The sequence below is a fragment of the Amycolatopsis sp. VC5-11 genome, from assembly GCF_037034185.1.
In the GTDB taxonomy this organism is placed as follows: Bacteria; Actinomycetota; Actinomycetes; order Mycobacteriales; family Pseudonocardiaceae; genus Amycolatopsis; species Amycolatopsis nivea.
In genome coordinates, this window is sequence record NZ_JBAGKF010000003.1 from 640,918 (window position 1) to 655,937 (window position 15,020).

At 72.7% G+C, this 15,020-nt stretch carries 14 protein-coding genes; 10 read left to right on the forward strand and 4 right to left on the reverse strand.

What is annotated here, in order from left to right; genetic code table 11:
- Window positions 1-56 precede the first annotated feature (56 nt).
- Genes sqr through WA670_RS14575 form a run of 3 tightly spaced genes read left to right on the forward strand, consistent with a single transcriptional unit; the run spans window position 57 to window position 2,110 of the window.
- Window positions 57-1,304, forward strand: coding sequence for a type III sulfide quinone reductase, selenoprotein subtype (sqr, locus tag WA670_RS14565; protein ID WP_336157988.1), 1,248 nt, complete (start codon window positions 57-59; stop codon window positions 1,302-1,304).
- Between the two features lie 15 nt (window positions 1,305-1,319).
- Window positions 1,320-1,637: a TusE/DsrC/DsvC family sulfur relay protein gene (locus tag WA670_RS14570; protein WP_037806025.1), complete on the forward strand. Its 318-nt coding sequence runs from the start codon at window positions 1,320-1,322 to the stop codon at window positions 1,635-1,637.
- 14 nt (window positions 1,638-1,651) lie between these two features.
- The gene (locus WA670_RS14575; protein WP_134661449.1) at window positions 1,652-2,110 is read left to right on the forward strand and encodes a DsrE/DsrF/DrsH-like family protein; all 459 of its coding nucleotides are present in this window, start codon (window positions 1,652-1,654) and stop codon (window positions 2,108-2,110) included.
- A 75-nt stretch (window positions 2,111-2,185) separates the two neighbouring features.
- Here the strand turns inward: WA670_RS14575 and WA670_RS14580 are convergent, their stop codons facing one another.
- From WA670_RS14580 to ftsH, 3 genes are all read right to left on the reverse strand, one after another.
- Window positions 2,186-2,626, reverse strand: coding sequence for a DUF6292 family protein (locus WA670_RS14580; RefSeq protein ID WP_134732199.1), 441 nt, complete (start codon window positions 2,624-2,626; stop codon window positions 2,186-2,188).
- 271 nt (window positions 2,627-2,897) lie between these two features.
- Window positions 2,898-3,374, reverse strand: a complete 477-nt coding sequence (locus tag WA670_RS14585; protein WP_134732169.1) for a hypothetical protein — start codon at window positions 3,372-3,374, stop codon at window positions 2,898-2,900.
- 145 nt (window positions 3,375-3,519) lie between these two features.
- On the reverse strand, window positions 3,520-5,463 hold the full coding sequence (gene ftsH, locus WA670_RS14590) for an ATP-dependent zinc metalloprotease FtsH (RefSeq protein ID WP_336157989.1): 1,944 nt from the start codon (window positions 5,461-5,463) through the stop codon (window positions 3,520-3,522).
- Between the two features lie 176 nt (window positions 5,464-5,639).
- On the opposite strand from ftsH, the gene WA670_RS14595 reads away from it, so the two are divergent.
- Both WA670_RS14595 and WA670_RS14600 read left to right on the forward strand, forming a co-directional pair.
- Window positions 5,640-6,635 carry a zinc-binding alcohol dehydrogenase family protein gene (locus WA670_RS14595; protein ID WP_275291092.1) on the forward strand — a complete coding sequence of 332 codons (996 nt, stop codon included), beginning with the start codon at window positions 5,640-5,642 and terminating at the stop codon, window positions 6,633-6,635.
- Window positions 6,636-6,719: 84 nt separating this feature from the next.
- Window positions 6,720-8,993 (forward strand): heavy metal translocating P-type ATPase, encoded by a 2,274-nt coding sequence (locus WA670_RS14600; protein ID WP_336157990.1) that lies wholly within the window; start codon window positions 6,720-6,722, stop codon window positions 8,991-8,993.
- On the opposite strand, the gene WA670_RS14605 is transcribed toward WA670_RS14600, so the two are convergent.
- Window positions 8,969-10,123 carry a site-2 protease family protein gene (locus WA670_RS14605; protein WP_238606285.1) on the reverse strand — a complete coding sequence of 385 codons (1,155 nt, stop codon included), beginning with the start codon at window positions 10,121-10,123 and terminating at the stop codon, window positions 8,969-8,971. The two genes, WA670_RS14600 and WA670_RS14605, sit on opposite strands and share 25 nt — an antisense overlap.
- Before the next feature lie 165 nt (window positions 10,124-10,288).
- On the opposite strand from WA670_RS14605, the gene WA670_RS14610 reads away from it, so the two are divergent.
- The 5 genes from WA670_RS14610 to WA670_RS14630 all read left to right on the forward strand — a co-directional run bounded on the left by WA670_RS14610 (window position 10,289) and on the right by WA670_RS14630 (window position 15,020).
- Window positions 10,289-10,468 (forward strand): hypothetical protein, encoded by a 180-nt coding sequence (locus tag WA670_RS14610; protein ID WP_134661442.1) that lies wholly within the window; start codon window positions 10,289-10,291, stop codon window positions 10,466-10,468.
- Window positions 10,465-11,265 carry a universal stress protein gene (locus tag WA670_RS14615; RefSeq protein ID WP_336157991.1) on the forward strand — a complete coding sequence of 267 codons (801 nt, stop codon included), beginning with the start codon at window positions 10,465-10,467 and terminating at the stop codon, window positions 11,263-11,265. Before WA670_RS14610 ends, WA670_RS14615 begins: the two co-directional genes overlap by 4 nt.
- A 23-nt stretch (window positions 11,266-11,288) precedes the next feature.
- Window positions 11,289-11,870, forward strand: coding sequence for a flavodoxin domain-containing protein (locus WA670_RS14620; protein WP_134661440.1), 582 nt, complete (start codon window positions 11,289-11,291; stop codon window positions 11,868-11,870).
- Window positions 11,871-11,905: 35 nt separating this feature from the next.
- Window positions 11,906-12,313: an Hsp20/alpha crystallin family protein gene (locus tag WA670_RS14625; RefSeq protein WP_134661439.1), complete on the forward strand. Its 408-nt coding sequence runs from the start codon at window positions 11,906-11,908 to the stop codon at window positions 12,311-12,313.
- A 61-nt stretch (window positions 12,314-12,374) separates the two neighbouring features.
- The gene (locus WA670_RS14630; RefSeq protein ID WP_336157992.1) at window positions 12,375-15,020 is read left to right on the forward strand and encodes an acetate--CoA ligase family protein; all 2,646 of its coding nucleotides are present in this window, start codon (window positions 12,375-12,377) and stop codon (window positions 15,018-15,020) included.

The following is a 15,020-nucleotide window of genomic DNA, read 5'->3' on the forward strand; positions in this document are numbered from 1 at the left end:
CCCGCCGGTGACCGAAGACCCTAACCGGACCGGCGGGCCGCTTCGAGACTGGAGCGGTGACCAAGCACATCGTGATTCTCGGCGGCGGGACGGGCGGCACCCTGGCCGCGAACCGGCTGCGGCGCGGTCTGGGCGATCAGATCCGGATCACCGTGGTGGACCAGGACAACGACCACGTGTACCAGCCGGGCCTGTTGTTCGTGCCGTTCGGCCTCGCCCAGCCGGAGGACCTCGTCCGGTCCCGCCCGGCGCAGTTGCACCGAGGAATCGAGTACCACCGCAGCGCGGTAGACCACGTCGACGCCGAAGCCGCGCGAGTCGGTCTGGCGGACGGCACGATGCTCGCCTACGACGCGCTCGTGATCGCGACCGGCGCCCGGCTCGTGCCCGAGGAAACCGAGGGACTCACCGGCCCGGGCTGGCGGGAGACGGTGCACACCTTCTACGACTACGCCGGGGCGATGGCGCTCGCGTCCGCGCTCGACGAGTTCACCGGCGGGCGCCTCGTGGTGAACGTGATCGACCTGCCGATCAAATGCCCGGTCGCCCCCTTGGAATTCTGCTTCCTCGCCGACTGGTACTTCACCGAACAGGAAATCCGCGACGAAGTGCGGATCACCTATGTCACGCCGCTCGATTCCGCGTTCACCAAGCCGGTGGCGGCGAAGACGCTCGCCGGTCTGCTGGAGGACAAGAGCATCGAACTGGTGACGGAGTTCAACACCGGCGAGGTCGACGGCGCGGGCGGTCGGCTGGTCTCCTACGACGGCCGCGAGGTCCCGTTCGATCTCGCGGTGGTGGTGCCGATGCACAGCGGAGCGTCCTATGTGGACCGATCGCCCGGTTTGGGTGACGAGTTCGGCTTCGTTTCCGTCGATCCGCACACGCTGCAGTCCACGGCGTACCCCAACATCTTCGCGCTCGGCGACGCCGCCGGGGTGCCGGCGTCCAAGGCAGGTTCGGTCACCCACTTCGAGGGCGCGGTGCTGGCCCGCAACGTCGCACGGTACCTCGCCGGCCGTCCGCTCGACCCCGGATTCGACGGGCACACCAACTGCTTCATCGAGAGCGGTTTCCACAAGGCGATGCTCATCGACTTCAACTACGACACCGAACCTCTGCCCGGTCATTTCCCGGCGGCGGCCGGGCTTCCGCTGCTGCGCGAATCGCGGCTGAACCACCTCGGCAAGCTGATGTTCTCGTGGCTGTACTGGCACAGCCTGCTGCCCGGCCGGGAAATCCCCGGCATCGCCGCCGAGATGCCCCGCGCGGGCAAGGAGTTCCCGGCGCCTGCGGAACACTGACCAGAAAGGACGCTCATGGCCACCGCGACCTACGCGGGCATCGAGGTGCCTGTCAACGACGAGGGTTTCTTCACCGAGCCGGAGTCCTGGACCGAGCAGATGGCTCCGGAGATCGCCCGCGAATCCGGCATCGACGCGCTGACCGACGAGCACTGGAAGGTCATCGAGTTCATGCGGCGGGAATACGCGGAGAAGGGCACCGGCCCGACCGTGCGGGCGCTCGGGCGCACTTCCGGCGTGACGATCAAAGACCTGTACCGGCTCTTCCCGAAGGGCCCGGCCAAGCTCGCCGCGAAAATCGCCGGAATCCCGAAACCGCGCGGCTGCATCTGAGGAGGAATCCCGGCATGATCGAAAAGGTCTCCGTCATCGTCTCGAAAGGCTCGCTGGACGCGATCTACCCCGGCCTGATCATGGCCAACGGGGCGCGCGCGGAAGGCATCGAAGCCGATCTGTTCTTCACTTTTTTCGGGCTGGACGCCGTGCACAAGGCCCGGCACGACCACATCAAGCTGGCGACCGTCGGCAATCCGGGCCTGCACCTGGCCACGTGGGCGGGCGGACTGCCCGGCGTGTCGTCGGTCATGACGCAGTATCTCGAACGGAAGATGGAAAAGCTCGATATCCCCGCCATTCCGGAATTCCTCGAAATGATTTCCGACACCGGGGCCGGGCTGTACGCGTGCAAGGCGTCGGTCGACCTGTTCGGCCTCGAAAAGGACGATCTGATCGAGCAGGTGCGGGACATCATCACCGTCGGCGAATTCTACGCCAAAGCGGCGGGCGGCCAGATCATCTTCACCTGAGCGCCCCGCTGCGCGCGGGAAGCACCAGCTTGGCTGTGCCGGCCCGCTTGCGTCTCCGCTCCCGCTCGAGCGGGGTCACTGGCTGGCCAGCGGTTGCGGAGTCCGGTAGCCGAGAAGCCGGGCGAGGAGGTCGGCCCGCCCGCGGTTCAGCTCCGGCGGCGCGGGCGGCGGCGTGCGCCGGGTCAGGGCGCGGACCGCGCGGACGAATTCCCGGACGCGGGAAGGGGGCGGTACCAGGTCGTCGCCGAGGTAGGCCACCACGAGCAGGTCTTCGCCGGAATGGGTTTCGATGGTGAACGACCAGCCGTGCCGTTCGTCCCAGACCAGCGCTGTGTCGCGTCCGGGATGGACGGCGAGCTGCCCGTCGAGTGCGAGGTAGGCCGACATCGGCGAGTCGAGGTCCATCGTGGCGGACTCGGGGCCGACGCCCGCTGCGACGCTCACCGCGTCGAGGTAGCCGCTCATTCCGCAGTGCAGGAGGTATTCGTCGTCGGTGGTCGCTTGCTGGCCGCTCATCGGTTCTCGTTTCTGCTGCCGCCTGGCACGGCGGACTTCTCGGCGCAGGCGGTTCGGTCGGGCGGGCTTTCGCCTATGCCCGGAATGGCGTTCCCGCGCTCGCCCTGGCCGCCGGTTCGCGACGGTCAGGGGGAATCGGGCGCCCGGCTGCCTGTCTCCAGGCTGCGCTTCGGGCAGGTGCCGGAAAAGGGCCGAAGGTCCCCGGCTCCGCCCTCTGTGGACAGCGGCCAGAGCCGCGCACAGGTTCGCCGCGCCGCGCGGTTCCGTTCGCTCAGGCGCACAGGTCGCGGCCGGACGAGCGGTCGAAGGCCGCGGCGATGCTCGCCCGGCACGCGCGGGTCAGCTGGCGGGTGGCGCGGGTGCCCGGGGTCTGGCCGCAGCGCGGGCAGGAGAACCGCACGTCGCCGGAGAGTTCGTCGACGGCCGCGTCGAGCGGGCGGCCGCACGGGCGGCACCAGCGGTGGCCGCTGAGCGGCACCGCGTGGTGCGGGGACGAGACGCACTGGTGGAGCCAGCGGCGATGGGTCCGGCAGGTGATCCGGTCGAACGGGTCGAGATCGGTCTCCTCGCGGGCGTCTTCCTCGGTCAGCGCGAGCGCGAGACGGAGGTCGCGGAGATCGGCGTACCGGGCGTCGACGCGACCGTCCGGCACCAGCGCGAGCCGGTCGTGGCGGTTGCGCCGCAGTCCGGCCGGGACGGTCGTCGAGGGCGCGGGAGGGCGGTCCGGGGAGATGCGGTCGATGCTCATGGTCGCCTCGCTTTCGTTGCGTCCGAGCTTCCGCTTCGACGCTCGGGGCCACGAGGGCCGCACTGCCCGTTCCGGAGGGCCCGCCGGCTCCCGGCGGCGAGCGGTTCTCCTTGCCGCGCGGGGACTTTAGGCACCGGATCGGCACCTATCGCGGCACTGCGGCCGGGATTTCGGCCAAATCCTCGGGCGCGGTTCGGCTGGCCGCCAGAGCAGCCTGCACGGCCGTGCCGTCGACGGTCTCTTCCTCGCGCAGCCGCTCGGCGAGCCGGTCGAGCGCGTCGCGGTGCTGTTCGAGCAGGGCGACCGCCCGGGCCTCCGCCTCCCGCACGAGGCGGCCGATTTCCTGGTCCGCCACGCGTTGCGTTTGTTCGGAGTACGGCCTGCCCAGCAGCGCCGGGCCGTCGTCGGCGACGGCGGGGGCTCCGCCGCGGCTGTAGCCGATCGGGCCGAGCGCGGGGGAGAGCCCGAACTCGGTGACCATTTTCGCGGCGATCGCGGTGGCGCTCGCGAGATCGTTGGCGGCACCAGTCGACGCTTCTCCCAGCGCGACCAGTTCGGCCGCCCGTCCGCCGAGGCGCACCGTGAGCAGATCGGCGAGGTAGCTCTCGGAGTAGAGCCGCCGTTCGGCCTCCGGCAGCTGCTCGGTGGCGCCGAGGGCCATGCCCGCGGGCAGGATCGTCACCTTCGCCACGGGGTCGGCGTGTTCGCACAGCGCCGCGACGAGAGCATGCCCGGCCTCGTGCACGGCGACAGACCGGCGCTCCTCGGGAAGCAGCGCGTTCGAGGCGTCTCGGCGGCCGAGCAGGACCCGGTCCCGTGCGGTCGCGAGGTCGTCCGCGGTCAGCACGGTCCGGTTGTCCCGCACGGCGTTGATCGCCGCCTCGTTGACGAGGTTGGCCAGATCGGCGCCGGAGAACCCGGGCGTGCCGCGGGCGACGACCGTCAGGTCGACGTCCGGATCGAGCCGCTTTCCGTCGATGTGGACCGCGAGAATCTCAGCCCGCTCGGCCTGGTTGGGCAACGGGACGGTGACCTGCCGGTCGAACCGGCCGGGGCGCAGCAGCGCGGGGTCGAGGGTTTCCGGCCGGTTCGTCGCGGCGAGCACGACGGTGCCGCCGCTCTGGTCGAAACCGTCCATTTCGGCCAGCAGCTGGTTCAGCGTCTGCTCGCGCTCTTCGTGCCCGCCCGCGCCGCCGATGCCGCGGCGGCTGCCGACGGCGTCGATCTCGTCGATGAAGATGATCGACGGCGCGCGATCGCGGGCCTCGGAGAACAGGTCGCGCACCCGGGAAGCCCCGACGCCGACGAACATCTCCACGAACGCGGACCCGGTGATGGACAGGAACGGCACGCTCGCCTCGCCGGCCACCGCGCGGGCGAGGAGGGTTTTCCCGGTGCCGGGCGGCCCGACCATCAGCACCCCGCGCGGGCCCTTGGCCCCGGCGGCGGCGTACCGCGAGGGATCGCGCAGGAAGTCGACGACCTCGGCGATCTCCTGTTTCACTCCCTCGTACCCGGCGATGTCGGCAAACCTCGTGCCGGGTCGCTGAGCCTCGATGATCTTGGCCTTCGACCGGCCGAACCCGCCGATGCCGCCCATGCCTCCCATGCCGCCGAGCCCGCCCGCGCCGAGAGTTTGCCGCGCGCGCCGGCCCGCCCACCAGAACAGTCCGAAGATCACCAGGATCGGCAGATACGCCAGCAGAGCGGTGAAGACCGAATCGCCGCTGCTGGTCTTCGCGCCGGTGACGGCGACGTTCTTCTCGCGCAGCTTGGCGTCGAGCCGCGGATCGCCGAGCGCGGTGGGGAGCTGGCTGGTGAACTTGCCGCCGTCGCGGTAGTTCCCGGAGACCGCGCCGTCGCCGCCGACCGTGATCTCGGCGACCTGGTTGGCGTCTACTCTGGACAGCAGCTCGGTGTAGGCGAGCGCCGGGACCGACGAGGTCCACAGCGAGGGACCGGCGATGAGCACCACGGTGACGAGAACCGCCGCGGTGAGCAGGAGCCCGATGAGGCCGCCGTTGTGGTGCTCTTCGGGCTTGTGCGCGGGCGGGTCCGGAGGCGGCCCGGGACGGGCGGTGCGGGACATCCTGGCCTACGCCGCACGCTGGGGAGCAGTCATGGCACGACTCTGCGCAACCGCGGCGCCGCAGAGAAGAGCCGAACGTCCCCGGCGGGCGGGACCTGCGGACGTCGTCCCGGATCCGGCACGCCGACATCCTGGACGGGGCACTGCGGACGAGAGGAGCCGCGATGACGGCGGAAATGCGGGCCTGGCGGGTGCGCGCGCCCGGTCCGATGGCTGGCCGGCCGCTGGTGCGGGAACGGATGCCGGTCCCGGAGCCAGAAGCCGGCGAACTGCTGGTGCGGGTGCGCGTGTGCGGGGTGTGCCGGACCGATTTGCACGTGGCGGAGGGCGATCTTCCAGTGCACCGCGCCGGAGTGGTGCCCGGCCACGAGATCGTGGGCGAGGTGGTCGAGGCGAGGGCGGGCGGCTTCCGGACGGGGGACCGGGTCGGCATCGCCTGGTTGCGCGGGACCTGTGGCGCTTGCCGCTATTGCGTGTCCGGCAAGGAGAACTTGTGCCCGGAGTCGAGGTACACCGGATGGGACGCCGACGGCGGATACGCCGAGTACGCCGTCGTCCCCGCCGCGTTCGCGCATCGGTTGCCCGCCGGCTACTCCGACGAGGAGCTGGCGCCGTTGCTGTGCGCCGGGGTGATCGGCTACCGGGCGTTGAAGCGGGCCGAGGTCCCCGAAGGCGGCCGGCTCGGCATTTACGGGTTCGGCGGCAGTGCGCATCTCGCCGCGCAGGTGGCGCTCGCGCGCGGGGCGACCGTGCACGTGCTGACCCGCAGCCCGGAAGCCCGGAAGCTGGCGCTCGAGCTCGGTGCCGCTTCCGCGGGCGACGCGGCCGAGGCACCGCCGGAGCCGCTGGATTCGGCGATCCTGTTCGCGCCAGTCGGGGAACTGGTGCCGGTCGCGCTGGCGGCGCTGGACCGAGGCGGCACACTCTCGATCGCGGGTATCCATCTTTCGGACATACCCGTGCTGAATTATCAGCACCATCTCTTCCAGGAGCGGCAAGTGCGCAGCGTCACCGCGAACACGAGGGCGGACGCGCGGGAGTTCCTGGAGTTCGCGGCTGCGCACCGGCTGCACGTCCGGACGATGTCCTATCCGCTGTCCGCGGCGGCGGAGGCGTTGACGGACTTGGCGGCGGACCGGGTCACCGGAGCCGCTGTCCTGCACGCGGACTGATTCCGTCCACTGTGGACTGAACCGGGGTCCTTCGGCCCTTTCCCGGCCGGAGGCCTTCGGCGCATCGTGCGGCCGGGAGGCGTCATGACACTTCAAGGGAAGCGGCTGCCGGGCGAAGCGCTGTTGCTCGCCGCAGTGGCTGTGTTGCTGGCAGCCGGAGGAATTCTCTGGTGGTGGGGGAAACCCGGGTCCGGCGGCTGCTGGGCGGCGGCGACCGCGGTCGCGCTGGCTCCCGCCGTCTCGTGGGTGGCCGAGGATCTGCGGCACCGGCGCTGGGGCGCGGATTCGCTGGCGGTGCTGGCGCTCGCCTCGACCCTCGCGGTCGGCGAGTTCCTCGCCGGCGCGGTCGTCGCGGTGATGGTCGCGACCGGGCGGGTGCTCGAATCGCGGGCACAGCGCCGCGCCGCGCGGGACCTGACCGCGCTGCTGGACCGGGTGCCGCAAACGGCGCACGTGCGGGCGGGGGACGACCTTCGCGAGGTCCCGGCGGGCGAAGTCGCCGCGGGGGACGCGGTGGTCGTCCTGCCCGGCGAGGTCGTTCCCGTGGACGGGACGCTCGCCACCGGCGGGGTATTCGACGAGTCGGCCCTCACTGGGGAACCGCTCCCGGTCGCGCGCACCGCCGGGGACGCGGTCCGCAGCGGAGTGGTGAACGCCGGGGCCGCGGCGGAGATCACGGCGGCGGCGAGCGCGGACGAAAGCACGTACGCCGGGGTGGTCCGGCTGGCCGAGTCGGCGGCGGCGCAGACGGCGCCGGTCGCGCGGCTGGCTGACCGGGTGGCCGTGTGGTTCTTGCCCGCGGCGTTGCTGATGGCCGGTGCGGCGTGGCTGCTGAGCGGCGAAGCGGAACGGGCGGTCGCGGTGCTGGTGACCGCGACTCCGTGCCCGCTGCTGCTGGCGGTGCCGATCGCGGTGACCGCCGGGATGTCGCGCACCGCGAGGGCGGGGGTCGTGGTCAAGGACGGTGCCGCGCTGGAGTCGCTTGGCCGGGCCCGGGTGCTGCTCATGGACAAGACCGGCACGGTCACCGCCGGGCGGCCGGAGGTGACCGACGTGGTGTGCGCGCCGGGGCACCCCGTCGAGGAGGTGCTCCGGCTGGCCGCGAGCGTCGAGTACTACTCGCCGCACGTGCTCGCCGCGGCGGTCGTCCGGGCCGCGGAATCGGCCGGGATCGAACGCGCCCCGGCGGTCGAGGTCGGCGAGGTGCCCGGTTCCGGCGTGGCCGGGCGCGTCGGCGGGCGGATGGTCCGGGTGGGCAGGCCGGCCGCCGGCCGGGAGACGCCGGCCTGGGCGCGCAGTGCCGCGCGCCGGGGACGGCTCGACCTGGCGTCCGTGCTCTGGGTCGAGTGCGACGGCGAGCCGGTGGCGGCGCTGCTGGCGAAGGACCGGGTCCGCCCCGACGCGGCCCGCACGACGCGCCGGCTGCGGGCGGCCGGGATCGCCACGATCGGGCTGCTCACCGGCGATCGGGTGGACAACGCGCGGGAGGTCGCGGCCTTGCTCGGCCTCGACCGCGTCCAGGCGGAGGTCAGCCCGGCGGAGAAGGTCGCGGCGGTTTCCGCCGCTCGGGCCGAGGGACTCGTCGTGATGACCGGCGACGGCGTGAACGACGCTCCGGCGCTCGCGGCCGCCGATGTCGGCGTCGCGCTCGGTTCCCGCGGCGCCACGGCCGCGGCGCAGGCGGCCGACGCGGTGATCCTCGACGACCGGCTGGACCGGCTCGCCGACGCCGCGGAGATCGCCCGGCGCGCGCGGCGGCTGGCAGTGCAGAGCGCCGCGGCCGGAGTGGCGCTGTCGCTGGCGGCGATGGCGGCCGCGGCGGCCGGTTTCCTCACGCCGGTCTGGGGCGCGATCGTGCAGGAGGGCATCGACGTCGCGGTGATCCTCAACGCCTTGCGCGCCTTGCGGGTCCCCGCGGTCGCGGCTCCGGCGCCCGCCCAGCTGGTGCACCGCTTCGAGACCGAGCACGAGCGGCTCCGGCCCGCGCTGCTGGCGATCCGGCAGGCCGCCGACGCACTGGCCGGCGGGCCGACCCCGGCGGCGGATCGGGCTGTCCGGCACGCGTGCGACGTGCTGCTGCGGCAAGTCCTGCCGCACGAGACCGCGGAGGAGACCGAGCTGTACCCGGCGCTGGCCGATGCGCTGGGCAGTCCGGAGAGCACGGTGCCGATGAGCCGCGCGCACGCCCAGATCGCCCGGCTGGCGCGGCGGCTGGAACGGCATCTGGCCGAGTCGCCGTCGAGGATCCAGGCGGACCAGGTCGACGACCTGCGCGCGACGCTGTACGGGCTGGACGCGGTGCTCACCCTGCATTTCGCGCAGGAGGAGGAAGCCTATTTCACGCTGCCGGCGTCGTGAGCGGGCCGCACGCCGAGTCCGGCGAGTTCGAGCGTCCGCGCGAGATCGCCCGGAGCCGCTACTCCGGCGAGCTCGCCGTGGTCGACGACGAGCACCAGGTCCTGGCCGGGACGCAGCCGCACGCCCCCGAACACTTGGGAGAGCGGCGTGTCCGGACTGGCGATCAGGCAGGCGGGCGGCTTTACGCAGATGTCCTCCAGCCGCGTGGCGGTCCGCTCGGTTTCCGGGACCCGGGACAGCGCGGAAAGACTGACGACACCGACCGGTGCCCCGGTGAAGGACACCACGGGGAAGGTCCGGAACCGGGTCCGCGCGGCCTGGTCCAGGAAGCCTTGCACGGTGTACCAGCCGGGTGCGGTGACCGGTTCGGTGCTCATGACGTCGCGGAGCCGGAGCTGGGAAAGCAGCTGCCGCAGCGGGGCCGCGGACATCTCGGTGCGCGCGGCGACGGCGAGGAACCAGCTGATGGCGATCGTCCAGAGTCCGCCGAGGTTGCCCAGCGCCAGAATTTGCCAGGCGCCGAAGGCCGCGAGCGCGCTGGCGAGCACCTGGCCGCCGGCGGCGGCGATCCGCCGGGCACGGGCCCGGTTTCCGGTCAGCCGCCACGCGACGGCTTCGAGAACGCGCCCGCCGTCGAGCGGCGTCCCCGGCAGCAGATTGAAGACCGCGAGCACGCCGTTCGCCCAGCCCAGCCAGGCGAGCGCCACGGTGACCACCGCGGGCAGCAGCGGGGAGGCAAGCGCGGACGCGCCGAGGAACCCTCCGCCCGCCACTGCGCTCGCCGCGGGCCCGGCCGCCGCGATGAGCAGCGCGGAGCGCGGCGTCGGCGGTTCCTCGGGCAACTCGGTGGAACCGCCGAGCAGCCACAGCGTGATGCGTTCCGCCCGGAGCCCGTAATGCCGCGCGACGAGCGCGTGGCACAGCTCGTGCGCGAGCAGGGACGCCAGGAACACCAGCGCGCTCACGACCGCGACCGTCCAGTCGACCGCGACCGGCGAACCGCGGGCGCCGAGCGGAAGGACGGTCGTCGCGAGGAGATCGGCCAGCAGGCCCATCACGATCAGCACGGACCAGTGCGCGCCGACGCGGATCCCGGCGACGCGGCCGAGCGGGAATGTCGCCTGTGTCATGGCCCGAATCTCCCGCTGGGCCGGTGCGAGCGGCAGGGCCGCAGCGCCTCTCGCCGCGGGACCAAAGACTCCGGCGCCGCGGACGTCCGCCCGCAGCGGCCGCCGGCCGCGCGGTCTTAGCGTCGGCTTCGGGACGAGCGAGTCCCGGCTCGGAGGAGGCACGCGATGGACGAGAAGGAAAAGGCGCTGATCGAGGAAGACGCCCGCCGCAGCGTCGCCGAGCGCGGACAGCACGGCGGGCACGGCCCGGCGATGCGGCGGTATCTCCTGGCGGAGGAACAGCGGGCGAGCAACGAAAACGAACGCGGCGAGGTCCCCGAGCCGGCGCCAGCGCCGCACCGATGATCCCGCCGGTGGTCGTCGGGATCGACGGCTCGCCGCAGTCATCGGCCGCCGTCCGGTGGGCGGCGGCGCAAACCCGGTCGCGCGGCGGCGGGCTCGTGGTGTTCCGCGCCGAAGTGTTCGACGACCCGGACCTGCTGCCGCACCGGAAACCGCCCGTCGAAGCGGAATTGCTGCTCGAACCCGGGTACCGCCTGCTTCGCCGAGCGGCGGACGAGGCACGCCGCGCGGTGCCCGGGGTCTCGGTGCGGATGTGTCTTCGGCTCGGGGCCGCGGCCGGCCTTCTCGTCGAACAGTCGGCCGAAGCCGGATTGCTCGTCCTCGGGCCGTCCGGCGTGGGCGGGATGCGGGGCGCGGTCACCGGTTCGGTGCCGCTCAGCGTCGCGGCCTCCGCTCGCTGTCCGGTAGCGGTCGTGCGCGGCCGCGCGGATCCGGCAGGGCCGGTGGTGGTCGGGGTCGACGATTCCGGCGGCAGCGAACGAGCGCTGGCCTTCGCTTTCGAAACCGCCGAAACGCACGGAGCGGCGCTGGAAGCGGTGCACGCGTGGCATGACGGAAACCGGGAAAACGGTGTCCCCGAACAGGTCGCCGCGTGGTCCCGGAAACATCCGGCGGTTCCGGTGCGCGTCCGGACGGTGCGTGCTCGTTCGGCGGCCCGTGCGCTCGCCGGGATTTCCCGCGGCGCCCGGGTGGTCGTCGTGGGCAGCCGCGGCCGCGGACCGGTCGCGGGCGGCCTGCTCGGCTCGACCGGCAACGGTCTGCTGGCGCACGCGGCCTGCCCGGTCGTGGTCGCCCGCTGAATGCGAGGGAAGGACTGAGTCTCATGAGAATTGTTGTCGCGGTCGCGACCCGGCACGGGGCGACCCGGGAGATCGCCGAGCAGATCGCGGTTTCGCTGCGCGGAGAGCTCGCGAAGACGGGCACGCCCGCGGAGGTGGTGGTGGCAGACGCGGGCGGCGTCACGTCGTTCGACGGCTGCGACGCGGCGGTGCTCGGCAGCGCTGTCTACATCGGACATTGGCTCGAGCCCGCTCGCGAACTGGTGCGGGCTCATCAGGACGAGCTGTCCCGGATCCCGGTGTGGCTGTTTTCCAGCGGTCCGGTGGGGGAGCGGAGCAAACCCGGCGAAGAACCGGTGGACGTCACCGACGTGCTCGCCCGCAGCGGAGCGAAGGAGCACCGGTTGTTCGGCGGCCGGCTCGACCGTTCCCTGCTGCGGTTCCCGGAGCGCGCGATGGTCGCCGCGCTGCGGGTGCGCGACGGCGACAACCGGGACTGGCCGGTGATCCGCGCCTGGGGCCGGGCGATCGCCCGCGAGCTGAGCGCGGGGACGGCCGGTGACCTTCGTCCATCGTCTTCAGGCAATCCGGCCGCGTCGCCGCGGCGGGCGCCTGGAGTTGTCTGAAAGTGCGAGACCGTTCGCGAAGAGAGGAGCGCGCAATGACGTCGCTGTTGCCCGGTTCCCGGCTGGCGCTGCCGAGCATCGCCGCCTGGCTCGACCACCCGTGGCCGTTCGCCGAGCACAACCCGGTGCGGATCGAGGAGTCCGCCGAGGACGGCAAGTACACGGTGCGAGCCGAGTTGCCGGGGTTCGATCCCGAGAAACACATCTCTGTGACCACGCACGACGGGCTGCTGACCATCGAGGCGGAGCGCGAAGCGAAGAAGGACACGGGCGGCCGCAGCGAGTTCTACTACGGCAAGTTCAGCCGCACGGTAGGCCTTCCCGCCGGCGCTGAGGCCGCCAAGATCGCCGCGAAGTACGCCGACGGCATTCTCGAGATCTCGATGCCGCTGGCGCGGCAGCCGCACGAGAAGCAGGTTTCGATCCACGTCGACAAGGCATGACGGACCAGGCGGCGGGCACGGTCGCGGCCGTGCCCGCCGCCTCGCGCAGGGAGGAGTTCCGATGAGCGCGGACCAGCCCGCACGGGTGCTGCTGGCCGACGGACAGGTCGGCCTGGTGCGCCCGCTCGGACCGGTCGACACCGAGGCCGTGCTGCGGCTGCACACCGGCCTCGGGGAGCGGGACCGGTACTTCCGGTTCTTCGGCCCGCTGCCGTCCACTGTGGACAGGCTGGCGGCGGAGATCGCCGGGACGTCCGGCGAGGGCCACGCGGCCGTCGGCTGTTTTCTCGGCGAGCAGCTGGCCGGGGTCGCGCACTGCGAGCGGATCGGGCAAAGCGCCGACGCCGAGATCGCGCTCGTCGTGGACGGGAACCGGCGCACGCACGGGATCGCGACGCTGCTGCTCGAACACCTCGCCGCGGCGGCCCGCGCGCACGGCATCTCCCGGTTCGTCGCCGAAGTGCTCGCGGAGAACGCGAAGGTGATCCGGGTGTTCGCCGAACTCGGCCTCCCCTACGAAATCGACCACGAGGGCCCGGAATGGTCCGTCACGATCTGGCTGGACGGCGAGGACCGCTACCCGGACGCGTTCGCCCGCCGCGACGAGGTCGCCGAGGCGGCCAGCCTGGCGCATCTGCTGCGGCCGGCGTCGGTCGCGGTGATCGGCGCGGGCAGGCGGCCGGGCTCGGTGGGGCACGCGGTGCTGGCGAACATGCTGGACAGCGGTTTTCCCGGCTCGGTCGAGGTCGTGCACCCGGTGGCGGAAGAAATCCTCGGCGTGCGCTGCGCGCCGTCGGTCGCGGACCTGACCCGGACTCCCGAACTGGTGGTGATCTGCCTTCCCGCGGAAGCCGCCGCGGACGCGGTGGAGGAATGCGGCAAACGCGGAGTGGCCGCGGCGGTCGTCGTCTCGTCCGGACTGACCGGGACCGCAGCCGGCGAGCGCGTCCGCGACGCGGTGCGCCGGCACGGCATGCGGCTGGTCGGCCCGAACTGTCTCGGCGTGCTCTCGACGGATCCGTTCTGTCCGGTGGACGCGACGTTCCTCGCCCGCCGTCCGCGGGCCGGGAGCATCGGCGTCGCGACACAGTCCGGCGGGGTCGGGATCGCCCTCGTCGAGGCGCTGACCGGGCTCGGCCTCGGGCTTTCCTCGCTGGTCTCAACCGGCGACAAATACGACGTGAGCGGCAACGACCTGCTGCTGTGGTGGGCGAGCGACCGGCGCACCGAGACTGTGGTGCTGTACCTCGAATCTTTCGGCAATCCCCGCAAATTCGCCCGGCTGGCGGCTCGGCTGGCGCGGACCCGGCCGGTGCTCGCAGTGCGGGCCGGAAGCGGCGGGACCGCCCAGCGCGCCGCTGCTTCGCACACTGCCGCCGCGGCGACTCCCGCGGTGACTCGTGACGCGCTTTACGCACAGGCGGGCATCATCGCGGTCGACACGGTTGCCGAGCTGGTGGATGTGCTCGCCGGTGTTTCCTGGCAACCGCTTCCGCACGGCCGTCGGGTCGCCGTGCTGAGCAACGCCGGCGGAGCCGGGGTGCTCGCGGCCGACGCGTGCGAGCGCGAAGGGCTCACGATGGCGAGCCTGTCGGCGGGGACCGCGGCCAGTCTGCGCGAGCTGCTGCCCGCCGAGGCCGCTGTGCACAATCCGGTGGACACGACAGCGGCGGTTCCGGCGGAGAAATTCGGGCAGGCGCTGAAGACAGTGCTCGCGGATCCGGGTGTCGACGCGGTCATCGCGGCGACGGTTCCGACTGCGGTCGGGAACCCCGCGGCCGCGATCGCCGACGTGCTGCCGGGCGCGGACAAGACCGTGCTCGCGGTCCGGCCGGGACAGCGGGAACGGGTGTCGCCGCTGTGCGCGGACGGGCCCGCGATCACCGCGTGCTACGACGATCCGGCCACCGCCGCGCTCGTGCTCGCCCGGCAGGCCGAGTACGCCGAATGGCTCGCTCGGCCCAGGAACGATGCCATGACTCTGCCGGAGATCGATTCCGCCGCGGTGCGGGAGTTCGCGACGGCGCGCGCAGCGGAGCGCGAAGGCTGGCTGTCGCCCGCCGCCGCGGCGGAACTGCTCCGGCTCGCGGGAATCCCGTTGGTGCCGACCCGATACGCCCGCGACGAGACCGAGACTGTCCGCGCCGCCGAGGAATTCGACGGGCCGATCGCGGTGAAGGCGGATGCCGAGGGACTGTTGCACAAGTCCGCCGGCGGCGGCGTGCTGCTCGGCGTCGAGGGACCATCCGGCGCGCGGGACGCGTACCGGCTGCTGCTGACGCGATTCGGTCCGGCGCTGCGCGGCGTGGTGATCCAGCCGATGGCCGACCGGGGCCGGGAACTGCTCGTCGGCGTGCGGTCGGACCCGGTGTTCGGCCCGCTGGTGGTGTTCGGGCGGGGCGGGGTCGACACCGATCTGGTGGCCGACCGCGCCGCGCGGCTCGCCCCGCTCACCGGACCGGACGCGGACCTGCTGCTCGACGGCCTGCGCTCGGCCGAGGCGCTGTGGGCGTCCGGCATCGACCGGGCCGCGGTGCGCGAACTGCTGCTGAAGACCGGCCGGCTGGCGACGCTCGTGCCGGAGCTCGCGGAACTGGACCTGAATCCGGTGGTCGCGCGGGCGGACGGCTGCGCCGCGCTCGACGTCCGGATCCGGCTCGAGCGCCGGAAGCCCGCCGATCCGTACCTGCGCAAGCTGTCCGGCTGA

Excerpts from the sequence above, each read along its gene's own strand:
- ftsH (WP_336157989.1), bottom strand. The coding sequence starts at position 5,463 with ATGTCCCGCACCGCCCGTCCCGGGCCGCCTCCGGACCCGCCCGCGCAC.
- WA670_RS14625 (WP_134661439.1), top strand. The coding sequence starts at position 11,906 with ATGACGTCGCTGTTGCCCGGTTCCCGGCTGGCGCTGCCGAGCATCGCC.
- WA670_RS14615 (WP_336157991.1), top strand. The coding sequence starts at position 10,465 with ATGATCCCGCCGGTGGTCGTCGGGATCGACGGCTCGCCGCAGTCATCG.
- WA670_RS14630 (WP_336157992.1), top strand. The coding sequence starts at position 12,375 with ATGAGCGCGGACCAGCCCGCACGGGTGCTGCTGGCCGACGGACAGGTC.
- WA670_RS14610 (WP_134661442.1), top strand. The coding sequence starts at position 10,289 with ATGGACGAGAAGGAAAAGGCGCTGATCGAGGAAGACGCCCGCCGCAGC.
- WA670_RS14570 (WP_037806025.1), top strand. The coding sequence starts at position 1,320 with ATGGCCACCGCGACCTACGCGGGCATCGAGGTGCCTGTCAACGACGAG.
- WA670_RS14585 (WP_134732169.1), bottom strand. The coding sequence starts at position 3,374 with ATGAGCATCGACCGCATCTCCCCGGACCGCCCTCCCGCGCCCTCGACG.
- WA670_RS14575 (WP_134661449.1), top strand. The coding sequence starts at position 1,652 with ATGATCGAAAAGGTCTCCGTCATCGTCTCGAAAGGCTCGCTGGACGCG.
- WA670_RS14600 (WP_336157990.1), top strand. The coding sequence starts at position 6,720 with ATGACACTTCAAGGGAAGCGGCTGCCGGGCGAAGCGCTGTTGCTCGCC.
- WA670_RS14580 (WP_134732199.1), bottom strand. The coding sequence starts at position 2,626 with ATGAGCGGCCAGCAAGCGACCACCGACGACGAATACCTCCTGCACTGC.
- WA670_RS14620 (WP_134661440.1), top strand. The coding sequence starts at position 11,289 with ATGAGAATTGTTGTCGCGGTCGCGACCCGGCACGGGGCGACCCGGGAG.
- WA670_RS14605 (WP_238606285.1), bottom strand. The coding sequence starts at position 10,123 with ATGACACAGGCGACATTCCCGCTCGGCCGCGTCGCCGGGATCCGCGTC.
- WA670_RS14595 (WP_275291092.1), top strand. The coding sequence starts at position 5,640 with ATGCGGGCCTGGCGGGTGCGCGCGCCCGGTCCGATGGCTGGCCGGCCG.